Raw genomic sequence first — 15,182 nt, 5'->3', positions numbered from 1 at the left:
ATACCTTGTAAATTAATTGTGAGGTCCTACCTCAAGTGTATACCAAAACATACAAACGGCTGAGGAGACGATGTTTGACCTTTTGCTGACGGGCCCCATGGTTCCGTTTACGATCGCGCTCGCCCTATTGATGGGCCTTTTGACACTGGAATTATTCTTCGCCCTTCTGGGCGGTACGCTTTTGGGCCTTGGGGCCGAACCCGAACTTGAACTCGATATTCCCGAATTCGACGCGCCCGATTTGTCAGGCGTCGATCTGGACGGGGTCGAACTGGACATGGTCGAACTCGATGGCCCCGAACTGGATGTCGAAGCCGCAGATGTGGCGCCTGCCGCGGGGCCGCTGGCCTGGCTTGGCCTGGGCAAAGTGCCGGTCATCATCTGGATCGCCGCGTTCTTGCTGGGCTTTGGGGTCACGGGCGTCGCCGCGCAATCGGTCACGTTGCAATCGCTGGGCTTTGCGCTGCCCGCCGGGTTGGTCGCCATCCCCGCCGCCGTTGCAGGCGCCTGGTTCGCGCGCAGCTTTGGCCGGGTGCTGGCCCGCCTGGTGCCGAAAACCGAAACCACCGCCCTGTCTGAACGCAGCCTGGGCCGTCGCATCGGCACTGTCACCCAGGGCACCGCACGCCGCGGCAGCCTGGCCGAGGTCCGCGTGATCGACCGATACGGAAATTTTCACTACCTGCGGGCCGAACCGTTGTCGGATGATGACGAAATCCCGCAAGGAACCGAGGTGCTGGTCCTTCGCCACAAACTGGGCGACGGATACCGACTGGTGCGGCTGACCTGACGCCCGCGCCATTTGAACAACGCAACATTTTGAAGGAGATATAGAATGGAGTTTCAGACTCTTCTCATCATTGTCGGCAGTGTGCTTGGCTTTTTCGTCTTTGTCGGGCTGGTGCTGGCCCGGCTCTACCGGCGCGCCACCCGCGAAGTCAGCCTGGTGAAAACCGGCGCCGGCGGCAAAAAGGTGATTATGGACGGCGGGACGGTCGTGATCCCGCTGCTGCATGAAATCAGCCCGGTGAACATGAAAACCCTGCGCCTTGAGGTGCAGCGCAACGGCGATGGTGCCCTGATCACCAAGGACCGGATGCGTGTGGATGTGGGCGTGGAATTCTACGTCTCGGTCAACGCCACCGAAGGCGGCATCAGCCGCGCGGCCCAAACCCTGGGCGACCGGACCTTCTATGTCGACCAACTGCGCGAGATGATCGAAGGTAAGCTGGTCGATGGCCTGCGCGCCGTGGCCGCACAGATGACCATGGACGAACTGCATGAAAACCGTGCCGAATTCGTACAAGAGGTGCAGAATGCCGTGTCCGAAGACCTGCTGAAAAACGGTCTGGAACTGGAATCGGTGTCTCTGACCGCGCTGGATCAGACCCCGTTTGAGGCGCTTGATGAAAACAACGCCTTTAACGCGGTCGGTATGCGCAAACTGGCCGAGGTCATCGCGACCTCGAAAAAGGAACGCGCTGAAATCGACGCCGAGGCCAACGTCGCCGTCCGCCGCGCCGCGATGGAGGCGGAACGCCAGCGCCTGCAGATCGAACGCGATGAACAAGAAGCCGCGATCGCCCAGGCACAACAGGTAGCAACCCTGCGCGCCGCCCAAGAGGCCGAGATCGCCAAGCAACAGGAAGAGGCGCAAAAGCAGAAAGAAGCCGCCCGGATTTCACGTGAAGAATCGATCCGCGCTGCCGACATCGCCCGCGAACGCGCTATTCGTGAGGCCGAGATCAACCGCGACCGCGAATTGGAAGTGGCCGATCAGGAACGCCAGATCATCATCGCCCAAAAGTCCGAGGAAGAAAGCCGCGCGCGTGCGTCGGCCGACACCGCCCGGGCCGAAGCCAAGAAAGCGTCCGAGGCGATTGAAACCGCACGATCCGTGGCCGCGGCCGAGCGTGAAAAGCAGATTGCCCTGATCGAAGCTGAGCGTGAGGCCGAGCGTGAGGCCACGAAAATCCGTCTGGCGGCGCAGGCCGAAAAAGACGCCGCCGAAGACCGCGCCGCCGCCCGGCGCGAGGAAGCTCAGGCCGATGCCGACGCCATCACCATCCGGGCTGCTGCGAAAAAGGCCGACCTGCTGGCCGAGGCCGAAGGTCGCCGCGCGATTGTCGATGCCGAAAACGCGACGGATGCGAATATCGTGTCGATGAAGGTCGACCTGGCCCGCCTGGAAGCGCTGCCCGGTATCGTGGCCGAAATGGTCAAACCGGCCGAAAAGATCGACTCGATCAGGATCCATCAGGTCACAGGTATGGCCGGGCCAAATGGCGGCGGGGCAGGGGGCGACAAACCCCCGGTGAACCAGGCGCTGGATTCCATCATGGGCATGGCCGTCCAACTGCCCGCGCTGAAAAAGCTGGGCGAAGAACTGGGCGTGTCCATGGAAAACGGCCTGACCAGCGTAGCGTCCTCGGCCCTGGGTCAAGACGATCAGCCCAAGGCGATCGAGGCCGACAACATCGACGAAACCCCGGACCCCGCGTCCGACCAACCCCCGCTGAACGCGGCGGAATAAGGCTTAGAAAGTCCCGGGCAAATGTCCGGGGCTTCCACATTGTGCGAGGCTACTAGAATTTTGCAAGCTCTTTGCAATGCGTCGCCTCTGCATTCCGTGCATCTTTGATTTGGTTTATTCTTGGCAAAGCTATAGTCTGATCATTGACCGAAAGATCGGAGCAGCGCGTTATGGCAGAAATTAACATCTGGATTGTGATCGGTGCGGCGTTGCTGACTGGGTTGACGCCGGGCCCTGTCATGCTGGCCATTGCGGGCACGGCCATGGCACGGGGGCGGCGGCATGGGTTTGCGGTTACCTATGGCATTACGGCGGGCGCCTCGGTCTGGGCGGTTTTGTCAGCCCTTGGGATGGGGGCATTGTTGACCGCCAATCAGTGGCTTTTCGAAACCCTGCGGTATGCTGGCGCGGCCTATCTGGCCTGGCTGGGGGTCAGGGCCGCGCGGTCTGCCTTTGGCCCCGACCGGCCGTTTGAGACCAAAGATCTGGGCGGGTCGTACAAAATGGCGGCATTGCGCGGCGCTTTGATCCATCTGACCAACCCAAAAGCCCTTTTCTTTTGGGGATCGATCTTTGCCATAGGTGCAAAGCCCGACGCATCGCCGTCGGCGGTCGTTTGGATCGTCGGCCTTAGCATGGCGGTGAACATCACCCTTGTGACGACCTGGGCCGTGTTGTTTTCGACACCGGCTTTGATGGCCGCCTATCTGCGCTTCCGACGCTGGATCGAAGGCATCTTCGCGGGGTTCTTTGGTGCCGCTGCGGTGTTCGTTGTCGCAAATCGTTCGGCGGATTAGAGTCCAAGGCGTTGTTCTAAAAAACGAATCTATTTCATGAGAGCTGAGGGCAGCGACCGGCCCGAGGGTGGGCGAGAAGCGCCCGCCCTGGGGGGCGGGTCGGGCGCTGCCCGGTGGTGCCCACCGGGCAGGACAAATAAACATGGTATCGCAGACTTTAAAACGATGATCTACGACATACGGGTTCAGCCTTTAGCATAGCAAAAACCACGCGAGATCAAGGCCAAAGGCCGCCGCGCATCGCCGTGCCGGGGGGCGGCCCGGCGATGTGCGTCTTTAGATCAATACGGCATCCCATATGCCTTGTGCGCGGCGGCGATGTCGGTCAGGACCTCGTCGCTCAACTCGACATCGACGCTGCCAAGCGCCACTTCTAGCTGGTCCATACTGGTCGCGCCGAAGATGGCCGAGCACATGAAGGGCCGGGTGCGGCACCAGGCCAGCGACATCTGCGTGACATCCAGCCCGTGCTTTTCGGCCACCGCGATATAAGCATCAACAGCCTTGAACGCGTTGTCGGTTTTGCGCCCGCCCAGATTGCCGTTCAGGTCCATCCGGCTGCCCTTGGGCACCGCGCCGCCCTGATATTTGCCCGTTAAAAGACCCGCGGCAAGGGGCGAATAGGCCAGAAGGCCCACGTCTTCGTTCACGCTGAGTTCCGACATATCGGTGTCGTAGTGACGGCAGAGCAGCGAATATTCATTCTGCATCGATACCACCCGCGGCAGGCCCTTGTCTTCGCTGATGCGCAGCCATTGCGAGGTGCCCCAGGCGCTGTCATTCGACAAGCCGAAATGGCGGATCGTGCCGCGATCGACCTCTTTTTGCAGGGCCTCAAGTGCCTCTTCTATATGGGCCAGAGTGTCGGCTTTGTTCTGGTTCGAGGGATCAAAGCCCCAGTTCTGGCGGAAGTGATATGATCCGCGGTTGGGCCAGTGAAACTGATACAGATCGATATAGTCGGTCTGCAGCCGTTTCAGGTTGCCCTCAATCACCTTGGGGATGCTGTCGCTGGTGATCGGTGCACCGTCGCGCACGGCCATCAGTCCTGCGCCGGAATGTTTGGTGGCCAGGATCACCTGATCGCGCCGTCCGGTTTTGGCAAACCAGTCGCCGATGATTTCCTCGGTCCGGCCAATGGTTTCAGCCTTGACCGGGTTGACGGGGTACATTTCTGCCGTGTCGATAAAGTTGATGCCCGCATCCAGCGATCGGTCGATCTGGGCGTGGCCTTCTTCAAGCGTATTCTGCGACCCCCAGGTCATTGATCCCAGGCATAATTCGCTGACTTTCAGACCGGTTCGGCCCAGTTCTTTCATTCGCATGGCATCTGCCCCTTATTCCGACTTTGACGGGACCTTAGTGGTTTGGCGGCGGGGGGCAAGGCGACAGGCCAGAAAAAACCTGTGCTTATAGGCGCAGGTGGCCTAGGGTCGGGATATGCGTTGGATATGGATTGTCTTTTGGTGCGTCGCGTGGCCGCTTTGGGCCGATCCACAGCGCTATGTCCTGGATGCTGAGCGATCGGATGTTGGTTTCGTCTATGCGTTTCAGGGGCAGCCCACGCAAGGCACGATGCCGGTGCGGTCGGCCGATATCACCCTTGATCTAAGGGATGTATCGCGCAGTCAGGTTGCCGTCGCGCTGGACCCGGCCCGAGCGCGGGCGGGCTTTGTCTTTGCCACGCAGACGATGAAGGGGCCCAGCATTCTGGACACCGCGCGGTTTCCCACGATCACCTTCCGGTCAACGCGTGTGACGGGCACGGTGAACGATGCGCGTCTGACGGGTGATATCACGATCCGCGGTGTGACTCGGCCCATTACGCTGACCGCGGGGCTGTTTCAGGAACAGGGCGTTGATCCGGCGCAGCGGGACAAGCTGCTGATCGTGATCAAGGGGTCAGTGAACCGCAATGATTTTGGCGCGGGTGGCTGGCCGAATTATGTGGATGAGCGGATTGATCTGAACATCCGTGCCTGGATCGACCGGGTGCAGTAGGCCGGTCTTGGACTGGGGCTTCGCCCGTTCGGGCCTGAAACGCTCCCCCAGAGCGTTTCCTAGACGGCCCTCACCCCACGGGAGTATTTTTCGAACAATAAAGAAAGTGTGGTGCTTGCATCAGGTCAGCGGGGGGCGTTAAACGGGTCGGACCACAGCAACAAAGGCACAGGATCATGGCCCGGCATCTAATTACCTCTGCCATTCCCTATATCAACGGCATCAAGCATCTGGGCAATCTGATCGGGTCCCAACTGCCTGCCGATCTGTTCGCCCGCTATCAGCGTGCGCGCGGGCATGAGGTGATGTTTCTGTGTGCCACCGATGAACACGGTACGCCGGCTGAGTTGGCGGCGGCCAAGGCGGGCAAGCCGGTGGATGAGTATTGCCGTGAGATGCACGCCATTCAGTCCGAAATTGCGGACGGGTTTCGGCTGTCGTTTGATCATTTCGGGCGATCGTCCAGCCCGCAGAACCATCGGCTGACCCAGCATTTCGCGGGGCGTCTGGCCCAGGCCGGGTTGATTGAGGAGGTCAGTGAAAAGCAGGTTTATTCGAACGCTGATGGGCGGTTCCTACCCGACCGGTATATCGAAGGCACATGTCCCAACTGCGGCTATGACAAGGCGCGGGGGGATCAGTGCGAAAACTGCACAATTCAGCTGAACCCCACCGACCTGATCAACCCGCGCAGTGCGGTTTCGGGGTCAAGTGACCTTGAGGTGCGCGAGACAAAGCATCTTCACCTGCGCCAGTCCGCCATGAAGGACAAGCTGGATCAGTGGATCGACAGCCAGGTGGATTGGCCAGTGCTGACGACCTCGATCGCCAAGAAGTGGCTGCACGACGGGGATGGTTTGCAGGATCGCGGCATCACCCGCGATCTGGACTGGGGCATTCCGGTGAAAAAGGGCGATCAGGATTGGCCGGGGATGGAGGACAAGGTCTTCTACGTCTGGTTCGACGCGCCCATTGAATATATCGCTTGCGGTGGCGAATGGGCCGAGGCGCATGGCAAGACGGATGCCGATTGGGAACGCTGGTGGCGTACCGACAAGGGCGCCGATGACGTGCGCTATACGCAGTTCATGGGCAAGGACAACGTGCCCTTCCACACGCTGTCGTTCCCGGCCACGATCATGGGGTCGGGCGAACCGTGGAAGCTGGTCGATTACATCAAATCGTTCAACTATCTGAACTACGACGGTGGCCAGTTCAGCACGTCGCAAGGGCGCGGGGTGTTCATGGATCAGGCGCTGGAAATTCTGCCTGCGGACTACTGGCGCTGGTGGCTGCTAAGTCATGCGCCCGAAAATTCAGACAGTGAGTTCACCTGGGAAAATTTCCAGGCCTCGGTGAACAAGGACCTGGCCGACGTTCTGGGCAATTTTGTCAGCCGCGTGACCAAGTTCTGCCGGTCGAAGTTCGGCGAAGAGGTCCCCGCGGGCGGTGACTACGGCCCGCAGGAACAGGCGCTGATCGACGACCTGACCCGCCGCATTCGCGCGTATGAGGCGCATATGGACGCGATTGAGATCCGCAAAGCCGCAGGCGAGTTGCGCGCGATCTGGGTAGCCGGGAATGAATACCTGCAATCGGCCGAGCCTTGGGCCAAATTCAAGACCGACCCAGATGCCGCCGCTGCCGTCGTACGCCTGTCGCTGAACCTGATCCGGCTTTATGCGGTGCTGTCGCAGCCCTTTATCCCCGATGCCGCGGCCACGCTGATGACGGCGATGAACACCGATGACGACAGCTGGCCCGATGATGTCGAACAGGCGCTGTCGGCTTTGCCCGCGGGTCATGGCTTTGCCGTTCCAGACGTGCTGTTTCGCAAGATCACGGATGAGGAACGCGAAGACTGGCAAACCCGATTTTCAGGCACGCGCGACGGATGAAGGCCATCCTGTTTCCATCGGCTGAGACACTGACCAAGTGGTTGGCCAGCCAAACCGATGCAGCCGAGCATGTCGTTGCTTTGCCCGAAGCCGAGGAATATTCAGCCAGTCTTGAAATCGAACATGCCATCATCGCCCATGGCTGGTGGCGCATTGGTCCTGCGATTTCCAGAAGTGGTAACAGTGTTGCGGTGATCCGTCCTGCGGAAAAGGGCACGGTACTAAGCGATCACATGACGGCGGCGGCAATGGGGGCCAGGGTGCGCGGCTGGATGATGCCCGCAGGAAACGCCCTCATCAAGGCTGACCCAATGGCCCAGGATGTAAAAGACATCCCCGAAGATTTGCGCAGTATTCTTGAGGATCACGATGTTTCGGATGTGTGGGAAATGGTGCCCGTCAGCATGCAGAACATCATGCTTGCAGGTCTGGCGTTGGCACCGCCGGATGAACGTCAGGGGGCCATGATATCGATCACAGATAACCTTGTGAAAATCAGGCAACGATATCAGTGATGTGGCGGGTTTTGCTTGCCTTGCCATTGGTAATTGCGGCCTGTGGCCCGGATGAAACGATCTCGGGCTATGCCGATCCTGCGGCGACCTATGGGTTGGTGCAGATGAATGGGGCCGACTTCGACGCCACGGCCACGATCCGCTTTCCGGCCAAGGGCGCTGTGCAGGGGCAGGGGCCGTGCAATGCCTATTTGGCGTCCCAGTCCGCGCCGTATCCATGGTTTGACCTTGGCCCGGTTCAAGCAACCAGAATGGCCTGTCCCGCCCTGGGGGATGAAACGCGCTTTTTCGAAAACCTGGTCCAGATGACATTGGCCGAGGTGTCGGGGGATGTGCTGATCCTATCGAATGACGCGGGCGACCAGATGGTGTTTCAGGCGCGCGACTGACGGTGCAGGATATCCAGAAATCTGGCACGCGCGGGTGGAACAGGCCGGTTGCCCAAGGCCGTGGCCAAGGCATGTTCGATGAAATATCCTGTTGTCTGAAGGGCTTGCGCGATTTCATCGTTGTGGGCATCACCGTGCCCCAGCATCACCGGCGGCAAGTGCAGCAGTTTGTCGGCCCAGTCGCCCGCGCCTTTTTCCGTGACCGCCCGGCCGGATTTGGGCGAGACATAGGTCAGCCCCTCGGTCGCACCGCTCACAGCGCAAGCGCTTAGGTCCAGACCAAAGCCCAGTTCCTGCAGCAGCGCCATTTCCCACCGAAGATAAGCCAGCGGCCACAGGTCATTCTGGCCCAGCAAATCCAGCAGGTTTTCAGTGCTTTGATAAAGCGGCGGATGCGGTTCGCGTTCGGGCAGGGCAAAGCAGATCAGGGCGCAGACCGCGTTCAGCCCCGCCAGCGCCAGCGCGTCGCCCATGACCTGCGCGGCGCGGCTGCGGATGGGTTCAACGGTGTAGCTGCCGATATGGTCTTCCAGCCGGGCTTTCCAGGTGACATCCAATTGCGCGCCCGGTTGCAGGATGGGCGCGACCTTGCGGCTGCTGGCCCCACGCACGACACCGGCGGTCAGACCGTGGGCCTTGGTGAAAACCTCGATTATCGCGGCGGTTTCCCCGTGTTTGCGCACCGCCATCAGAGCCCCGTCTTCGCGCCATTCGATCATGATGTATTTCGCAACAATGAGCGGAGGGCAGCGCCCGGCCCGAGGGTGGGCGAGAAGCGCCCGCCCAGGGGGGCGGGTCGGGCGCGGCCCGGTGGTGCCCACCGGGCGGGAATTGCGGCAAGAAGCATCACTCCAACCCCGGCTCATCCAGCAGGTGTCGCCCGGCGCGGTCTTCGACTTCGATCACCCACAGATCAGGGTCAAACCCGCGCTGTTTTTCGATGCTGGCGTCCACGTCCGCCTCGGCCCCTTCGACCAGCACGACCCATTTGCGGTCCCCTGTCATCAGGTCAAATGATCGCTGCCAGGTCACCGCCTGACCGTCCAATGTGTTCAGCTTGACCAGCACCGCGCCCGCCGTCGCATCACCGCGGCTGGTCACAAAGGCCGGTATCCCCGCCAGTTGCAGCCGCATCAGATAGGCCTGCACCCAAAACCCGGACGTCAGCCGCGTCATGCGTTTCCGTCGCGAAAATCAAGGCCCATCTCGGAATAGCGTTCCTTTTCCTCAAGCCAGCCGGGTCGCACTTTGACCTGCGTGAACAGATGCACCTTGCGGTCCAGAAACTCTTCCAGTTCTTCGCGCGCGGCCTTGCCCACAGCCTTGATCGTTTCGCCCTTGTTGCCCAGAACGATGCCCTTGTGCCCGTCACGCATCACATAGATCAACTGATCGATCCGGACCGAACCATCCTTGCGGTCTTCCCATTTTTCGGTCTCGACGGTCAGCTGATAGGGCAGTTCCTGATGCAGGCGCAGGGTCAGCTTTTCGCGGGTGATTTCAGCGGCGATCATGCGCAGCGGCAGGTCGGCAATCTGATCTTCGGGGTAAAGCCACGGGCTTTCAGGCAGTTGCGCGGCCAGCCAGGCCTTCAGATCATCAGCGCCGTAGCCCTTTTCGGCCGAGATCATGAAGGTTTCAGCAAAATCAAAGCGGTCGTTCAGGTCTTTGGACAGACCCAGCAAGACCTCGGACTGGACGCGGTCAATCTTGTTGATGGCCAGCGCGATTGTTTGACCTTCGGCGCGGTCCTGCAGACTGTCCAGAATGGCCTGAACCCCGTCGGTGATCCCGCGGTGCGCCTCGACCATCAGAACGACGATATCGGCATCCGCAGCCCCGCCCCAGGCGGCGGCGACCATGGCACGGTCCAACCGGCGGCGTGGGCGAAACAGGCCGGGCGTGTCGACAAAAACGATCTGCGCGTCCCCTTCCATCGCCACCCCGCGAATGCGCGCGCGCGTCGTCTGCACCTTATGCGTGACGATCGACACCTTGGCCCCCACCATCCGATTCAGCAACGTCGATTTGCCCGCATTCGGTTCGCCGATCAGGGCCACAAAACCCGCGCGTGTTGATGGTTTGGTCATCCTGTTGTCCCTAAAATTTGTGCAGCCGCGTGAACCAATGCGGCATTATCCCGTGCCGGGTCGCCGTTTGGCAACAGGATCGTGTCCTCAAACCCTATGCGCGTGGCGTGGCCGTCTTGTAGCGCGGCCATGGCGATGGGCCAAGCGCTGCGATCTTCGCCATGGGCCAGAACAGGAGTGCGCCCGTCAAGCTTTAAAACCATGGTGCGATACAGATCCAGCGCGGTATCGGCGTCCAGATCTGGAACTTCGATCAGAACCCGCAGAACCTGTGGCACTGACAGGCCAAGAAAACGGTCCACATCCGCCACAGACCACAACCCGGCCTCGATCCCGATCCCCTTGGCGCTGGCGATCTGCATGATGTCTGGTGCGTCGTCTTCGGACAGGTTTATGCTGACAAAATCGGGGGTTACGCCCCACGCCGCGATATCCGCATGGAGCGCAAGGCTAGCGGGTGTGATCCACGCACCCGTGCTGATACCAACCGGGGTTCCGGGGACAGCATCGCGAATGGCGTTTAGGCAGTCGGCAACGGGCGTTGGCGCAAGCGTTTCGATGCCATCTTGATAGGGATGAACATGCAGGCTTTCCGCCCCGGCCATAACAGCGCCCCTGGCGGCATCGGCCAATTCAGTCGCTGTGCGCGGGATATGCACGCCTTGGGTCGCAGGGCGCGCGCCGTTCAGGCAGGCTTGCAGCCTCATTGGCTGACCTTATCCAGCAGTGCTTTCGCGGCGGCCTGTTCGGCCTGGCGTTTGGATTTGGCGGTGGCGATTTCGGCCTGACCGTCATCCAGCCGCGCCTGAATGGTGAAAACCGGCGCGTGGTCGGGGCCGTCACGTTTCAGTTCGACATAATCGGGCGGGGTTTGGCCGCGGGCCTGGGCCCATTCCTGCAGGGCGGTTTTGGCGTCGCGGGCGTCAGCCTCGACGGTTGTTACGCGGTCACCCCACAGGCGCAGGATCATCGCTTTGGCTGCATCAAACCCCGCATCGCGGTAAACAGCGGCGATCACAGCCTCCATCGCGTCGGCCAGCAGCGCCTCTTTCCGCCGCCCACCTGAAATCATCTCGGACCGGCCCAGTTTCAGAACCTCGCCCAGTCCCACCTGACGGGCGACATCGGCGCAGGTTTCCTTGCGCACCAGCGCGTTGAAACGGGGGGCCAACTGCCCTTCGCTGGCGTTCACGTCGGCCTCAAGCAGTGCCTCGGCCATGACCAGCCCTAGCACCCGGTCGCCCAAGAATTCCAGCCGTTCATTGTCGTCGCGCGTGGCCGATGATATCGACGCATGGGTGACGGCGCGCAGCAAAAGGTCGGGGCGGTTGAATGAATGCCCGATCCGGTCGGCAAAGGCCTTCAGGTCGGCTGACAGTTTCACTCTAACCTCTTGAAGAACCGATCAGACCGCCATGTCCAGAAAAACAGGATCGAGCTGCCCTCGGCCGAAAAGACCACGCGATCCGCACGGCCGATCAGATATTCCTCGGACACCAGACCTACGCCGGGCTGACCCAGGGCGGATTGTGCAAAGCGGCTGTCGACGGAATTATCGCGGTTATCACCGATAAAGAAATAATGCCCATCGGGTACAAAAACGACCGGTGTGTTGTCTTGCCGTCTGTTGGCGGTGTTCAGGACGCTATGGCTGACGCCGCCAGGCAGCACTTCGGTGAATTTTTCCTTCAGGCAGGGGGCGCCGATTGCAGGCTGACCATTCATGCAGCTTGGAAAGTTTCGCGGGTCACGGGGGAAGCTGAAATCGCCCGTGCGGAGGCCGCGGCCGATCATCTGGAGGGTCCGCGGGATCACCATGGTTGTGCCCTGCAGTTCATAGGGTTCTTCAAAGGTGCCGTTGGCGATGGTCTGCACCGGCTGGCCGTTCAACTGCAGCCGTCCGTTTATCATCTGGACGCTGTCCCCGGGCATGCCGATCAGGCGCTTGATATAGTCCTGGTTGGTGACAGGGTGGCGAAAGACAACGATATCGCCGCGTTCTGGGTCAGACCCGAACAGGCGCCCTTCGATGGGGCACATGGAAAACGGGCAGGAATAGCGCGAATAGCCGTAAGCCATTTTATTGACGAACAGAAAATCACCGATCAGCAGGGTGTCTTTCATTGATCCAGAGGGAATCCAAAAGGGCTGAAAAAACAGTGTTCTAAAGACACCGGCAATCAGCAGGGCGTAAAACACTGTCTTCACTGTTTCGTAGAAACTGTCTTTTTTCTCTGCCTTTTCGGCCATTTCTATGATCTCCTGCAGGGGTCGGTGCTACATGCGCAGGCTTGACCGGGGTGTCAAGCGGGCAGGGCGTCTTTTGGCCGTGCCTCGATCACGACAAAGGCCTGCGCCCAGGGGTGATCGTCGGTCAGGGTGACATGGATAATGGCTTCATGGCCCGGAGGGGTCATCTGGTCCAGCCGGTCAGCGGCCCAGCCCGTGACATGCATGATGGGCTGGCCCGTGTGCAGGTTGCTGACGGCCATGTCTTTCCAAGAAATCCCCATGCGCAGGCCGGTGCCAAGCGCTTTGGAGCATGCCTCTTTCGCCGCCCATCGCTTGGCATAGGTGCCCGCCGTATCTTTGCGCCGTTCGGCCTTTTGCTGTTCGATATCGGTGAAAACGCGATTGCGAAACCTGTCGCCAAAGCGGTTCAAGGTGCCCTCGATCCGTTCAATATTCGCCAGATCGGTGCCGATGCCAAGGATCATGTGGACTGCTTTTCGTCATTGATTTTGGGGCAGGTTAGACTGGTTGGGAATGATGTGCAATTTCTGCATCTGCAGTGGCTATTAGCGTAAAGTGGCGATGAGGTCCCGGATCAAGTCCGGGACTGCGCCGGTGTGCATAGGCCCGGTGAACAGGCCGCAGGCCCCGGGCCATCGCCTGCCCACCCCATCGGGCTGGCGATTTGTCGATGCTTGGTTGGTAGCTGCCGCGATGCGCGGATTTGGCTGGGATAAAGCGCAGAAGCTTATCCATCCAACGCCATCCCGCGGGCAGACGATGGCCCTATGATTTGAGCCATTTCAGTTTTAAGAATGATACCTTAGAACCTAGTCCCGAAAATCTGCTCCATTACATCCACCCATCCCGCCCGGTGGGCACCACCGGGCAGCGCCCGACCCGCCCCACAGGGCGGGCGCTTCTCGCCCACCCTCGGGTCGGTCGCCGCCCTTTGTTGGTAGTCTTTAAGTTCAACACTTCTGGATTACGCGCTACACCAACCGCGAGTTTTCCACGGCGGCGCGGATGAAATCGGCGAATAGGGGGTGGGGGTCGAAGGGTTTGGACTTCAGTTCAGGGTGGAACTGGACGCCGATGAACCAGGGGTGGTCTTTAACCTCTACGATTTCAGGCAGGCGGCCGTCGGGGGACATGCCGGAAAAGATCAGCCCCTGCTTTTCCAGATCATCGCGGTATTCGATATCGACTTCATAGCGGTGGCGGTGGCGTTCTTCGATGGCGGTGGTGTTATAGACCTGCGCCACTTTCGATCCTTTGGTCAGCGTCGCGTCATACGCACCAAGGCGCATGGTGCCACCTTTGTCATCGGTGGCTTTTCGTTCGACCTTGTGGTTGCCCTGCACCCATTCTTTGAGGTGATAAACCACGGGCGTAAAACGCTTTTTCCCGGCTTCGTGATCAAATTCCTCGGACCCTGCGTTTTCCATTCCGGCCAGATTGCGCGCGGCCTCGATCACGGCCATCTGCATGCCCAGACAGATGCCCAGATAGGGGATCTTGCGGGTGCGGGCGAATTCGGCGGCTTTGATCTTGCCCTCGGTCCCGCGTTCGCCAAAACCGCCGGGGACCAGGATCGCATGATAGCCCTCAAGATAGGGCGCGGCATCTTCGCGGTCGAAAAGTTCCGCATCGACCCATTCGATGCTGACCTTGACGCGGTTGGCCATGCCGCCGTGGGTCAGGGCCTCGGCAATGGATTTATAGGCGTCCTCAAGCTGAGTGTATTTGCCGACGATGGCGATTTTGACCTCGCCCTCAGCGTTATAGATCCGGTCGGCGACGTCTTCCCATTTGCTCAGGTCCGGTTTCGGCGCGGGGCTGATGTTGAAGGCGTCCAGCACCGCCTGATCCAGCCCTTCGCGATGATAGGCCAGCGGGGCCTCATAGATCGATTTCAGGTCTTGCGCGGCGATCACGCTGTCGGGGCGAACGTTGCAGAACAGCGCCAGCTTTTCGCGTTCCTTGACCGGAATCGGGCCTTCCGACCGGCAGACCAGCACATCGGGGGCGATGCCGATGGACCGCAGTTCCTTGACGCTGTGCTGGGTTGGTTTGGTTTTCAATTCGCCACTGGCCTTGATATAGGGCAGCAGCGTCAGATGCATAAAGATACACTGGCCGCGCGGTTTGTCCTGACTGAACTGGCGGATCGCCTCAAAGAACGGCAGGCCTTCGATATCGCCCACAGTGCCGCCGATTTCGCACAGCATAAAGTCGACCTCGTCCTCGCCGATGCGGATGAAGTCTTTGATTTCGTTAGTCACATGGGGGATCACCTGGATGGTCTTGCCCAGATAATCGCCGCGCCGTTCCTTTTCCAGCACGTCGGAATAGATCCGCCCCGAGGATACAGAATCAGTCTTGCGCGCGGCCACGCCGGTGAAGCGTTCATAATGGCCCAGATCCAGATCGGTTTCGGCGCCGTCATCGGTCACAAAGACCTCGCCATGTTCAAAGGGCGACATGGTGCCGGGATCGACGTTCAGATAGGGATCCAGTTTGCGCAACCGGACGCTGAAGCCGCGGGCCTGCAGCAGCGATCCCAACGCGGCCGAGGCCAGCCCCTTGCCGAGAGACGAAACAACACCACCTGTGATAAAAATAAACCGCGCCATTGTCTGGCTGTCTCCCGTGATTATGACGTGCACATGGGCACGCAACTGCTGCCTTAAAACTGCTGCAACACGCCAAATTTGGCGCTGCATC

Annotated in this window: 16 protein-coding genes; 7 read left to right on the top strand and 9 right to left on the bottom strand. The window is 60.2% G+C overall.

From position 1 onward, the window contains the following. Positions 1–70: 70 nt before the first annotated feature. From H7848_RS05010 to H7848_RS05000, 3 genes are all read left to right on the top strand, one after another. On the top strand, positions 71–790 hold the full coding sequence (locus H7848_RS05010; protein ID WP_208348592.1) for an OB-fold-containig protein: 720 nt from the start codon (positions 71–73) through the stop codon (positions 788–790). 45 nt (positions 791–835) lie between these two features. Next, the gene (locus H7848_RS05005) at positions 836–2,533 is read left to right on the top strand and encodes a flotillin family protein (protein ID WP_208348589.1); all 1,698 of its coding nucleotides are present in this window, start codon (positions 836–838) and stop codon (positions 2,531–2,533) included. A 170-nt stretch (positions 2,534–2,703) separates the two neighbouring features. Continuing rightward, complete coding sequence (locus tag H7848_RS05000; protein WP_208348586.1) at positions 2,704–3,330, top strand: LysE family translocator; 627 nt, start codon at positions 2,704–2,706, stop codon at positions 3,328–3,330. A gap of 281 nt (positions 3,331–3,611) precedes the next feature. On the opposite strand, the gene H7848_RS04995 is transcribed toward H7848_RS05000, so the two are convergent. Next, entirely contained in the window at positions 3,612–4,655 is a 1,044-nt protein-coding gene (locus H7848_RS04995; RefSeq protein WP_208348583.1) for an aldo/keto reductase, read from the bottom strand. Positions 4,656–4,770: 115 nt separating this feature from the next. Between H7848_RS04995 and H7848_RS04990 the strand changes: the two genes are divergently transcribed. From H7848_RS04990 to H7848_RS04975, 4 genes are all read left to right on the top strand, one after another. Further along, positions 4,771–5,331, top strand: coding sequence for a YceI family protein (locus H7848_RS04990; RefSeq protein WP_208348581.1), 561 nt, complete (start codon positions 4,771–4,773; stop codon positions 5,329–5,331). Between the two features lie 176 nt (positions 5,332–5,507). Next, entirely contained in the window at positions 5,508–7,229 is a 1,722-nt protein-coding gene (gene metG, locus H7848_RS04985; protein ID WP_208348578.1) for a methionine--tRNA ligase, read from the top strand. Further along, positions 7,226–7,744: a hypothetical protein gene (locus H7848_RS04980; protein ID WP_208348575.1), complete on the top strand. Its 519-nt coding sequence runs from the start codon at positions 7,226–7,228 to the stop codon at positions 7,742–7,744. Before metG ends, H7848_RS04980 begins: the two co-directional genes overlap by 4 nt. Then, complete coding sequence (locus H7848_RS04975) at positions 7,744–8,133, top strand: META domain-containing protein (protein ID WP_208348574.1); 390 nt, start codon at positions 7,744–7,746, stop codon at positions 8,131–8,133. Before H7848_RS04980 ends, H7848_RS04975 begins: the two co-directional genes overlap by 1 nt. Here the strand turns inward: H7848_RS04975 and recO are convergent. The 8 genes from recO to H7848_RS04935 all read right to left on the bottom strand — a co-directional run bounded on the left by recO (position 8,118) and on the right by H7848_RS04935 (position 15,091). Continuing rightward, complete coding sequence (gene recO / locus H7848_RS04970) at positions 8,118–8,849, bottom strand: DNA repair protein RecO (protein ID WP_208348643.1); 732 nt, start codon at positions 8,847–8,849, stop codon at positions 8,118–8,120. The genes H7848_RS04975 and recO overlap by 16 nt on opposite strands. Positions 8,850–8,979: 130 nt before the next feature. Next, positions 8,980–9,309, bottom strand: a complete 330-nt coding sequence (locus H7848_RS04965; protein WP_208348573.1) for a DUF1491 family protein — start codon at positions 9,307–9,309, stop codon at positions 8,980–8,982. Continuing rightward, complete coding sequence (era, locus tag H7848_RS04960; protein ID WP_208348572.1) at positions 9,306–10,223, bottom strand: GTPase Era; 918 nt, start codon at positions 10,221–10,223, stop codon at positions 9,306–9,308. Before era ends, H7848_RS04965 begins: the two co-directional genes overlap by 4 nt. Then, positions 10,220–10,930: a 3-keto-5-aminohexanoate cleavage protein gene (locus H7848_RS04955; RefSeq protein WP_208348571.1), complete on the bottom strand. Its 711-nt coding sequence runs from the start codon at positions 10,928–10,930 to the stop codon at positions 10,220–10,222. The genes era and H7848_RS04955 overlap by 4 nt, the downstream gene beginning before the upstream one ends. Then, on the bottom strand, positions 10,927–11,607 hold the full coding sequence (gene rnc, locus H7848_RS04950; RefSeq protein WP_208348568.1) for a ribonuclease III: 681 nt from the start codon (positions 11,605–11,607) through the stop codon (positions 10,927–10,929). The genes H7848_RS04955 and rnc overlap by 4 nt, the downstream gene beginning before the upstream one ends. Further along, positions 11,604–12,473 carry a signal peptidase I gene (gene lepB, locus H7848_RS04945; RefSeq protein WP_208348567.1) on the bottom strand — a complete coding sequence of 290 codons (870 nt, stop codon included), beginning with the start codon at positions 12,471–12,473 and terminating at the stop codon, positions 11,604–11,606. Before lepB ends, rnc begins: the two co-directional genes overlap by 4 nt. 53 nt (positions 12,474–12,526) lie before the next feature. Further along, positions 12,527–12,940: a holo-ACP synthase gene (gene acpS, locus H7848_RS04940; protein ID WP_208348566.1), complete on the bottom strand. Its 414-nt coding sequence runs from the start codon at positions 12,938–12,940 to the stop codon at positions 12,527–12,529. Positions 12,941–13,447: 507 nt separating this feature from the next. Next, positions 13,448–15,091, bottom strand: coding sequence for a CTP synthase (locus tag H7848_RS04935; RefSeq protein ID WP_208348565.1), 1,644 nt, complete (start codon positions 15,089–15,091; stop codon positions 13,448–13,450). Positions 15,092–15,182: the final 91 nt, after the last annotated feature.

The organism is Pseudaestuariivita rosea, from assembly GCF_017592335.1.
Classification (GTDB): Bacteria; Pseudomonadota; Alphaproteobacteria; order Rhodobacterales; family Rhodobacteraceae; genus Parasulfitobacter; species Parasulfitobacter rosea.
The sequence above is the reverse complement of the archived record's forward strand: the minus strand, read 5'-3'. Positions and strand labels throughout refer to the sequence as shown.

Bases quoted from the DNA above. Each gene is read 5' to 3' on its own strand.
- H7848_RS05010 (WP_208348592.1), top strand. From the start codon at position 71: ATGTTTGACCTTTTGCTGACGGGCCCCATGGTTCCGTTTACGATCGCG.
- H7848_RS05005 (WP_208348589.1), top strand. From the start codon at position 836: ATGGAGTTTCAGACTCTTCTCATCATTGTCGGCAGTGTGCTTGGCTTT.
- H7848_RS05000 (WP_208348586.1), top strand. From the start codon at position 2,704: ATGGCAGAAATTAACATCTGGATTGTGATCGGTGCGGCGTTGCTGACT.
- H7848_RS04995 (WP_208348583.1), bottom strand. From the start codon at position 4,655: ATGCGAATGAAAGAACTGGGCCGAACCGGTCTGAAAGTCAGCGAATTA.
- H7848_RS04990 (WP_208348581.1), top strand. From the start codon at position 4,771: ATGCGTTGGATATGGATTGTCTTTTGGTGCGTCGCGTGGCCGCTTTGG.
- metG (WP_208348578.1), top strand. From the start codon at position 5,508: ATGGCCCGGCATCTAATTACCTCTGCCATTCCCTATATCAACGGCATC.
- H7848_RS04980 (WP_208348575.1), top strand. From the start codon at position 7,226: ATGAAGGCCATCCTGTTTCCATCGGCTGAGACACTGACCAAGTGGTTG.
- H7848_RS04975 (WP_208348574.1), top strand. From the start codon at position 7,744: ATGTGGCGGGTTTTGCTTGCCTTGCCATTGGTAATTGCGGCCTGTGGC.
- H7848_RS04965 (WP_208348573.1), bottom strand. From the start codon at position 9,309: ATGACGCGGCTGACGTCCGGGTTTTGGGTGCAGGCCTATCTGATGCGG.
- era (WP_208348572.1), bottom strand. From the start codon at position 10,223: ATGACCAAACCATCAACACGCGCGGGTTTTGTGGCCCTGATCGGCGAA.
- H7848_RS04955 (WP_208348571.1), bottom strand. From the start codon at position 10,930: ATGAGGCTGCAAGCCTGCCTGAACGGCGCGCGCCCTGCGACCCAAGGC.
- lepB (WP_208348567.1), bottom strand. From the start codon at position 12,473: ATGGCCGAAAAGGCAGAGAAAAAAGACAGTTTCTACGAAACAGTGAAG.
- acpS (WP_208348566.1), bottom strand. From the start codon at position 12,940: ATGATCCTTGGCATCGGCACCGATCTGGCGAATATTGAACGGATCGAG.
- H7848_RS04935 (WP_208348565.1), bottom strand. From the start codon at position 15,091: ATGGCGCGGTTTATTTTTATCACAGGTGGTGTTGTTTCGTCTCTCGGC.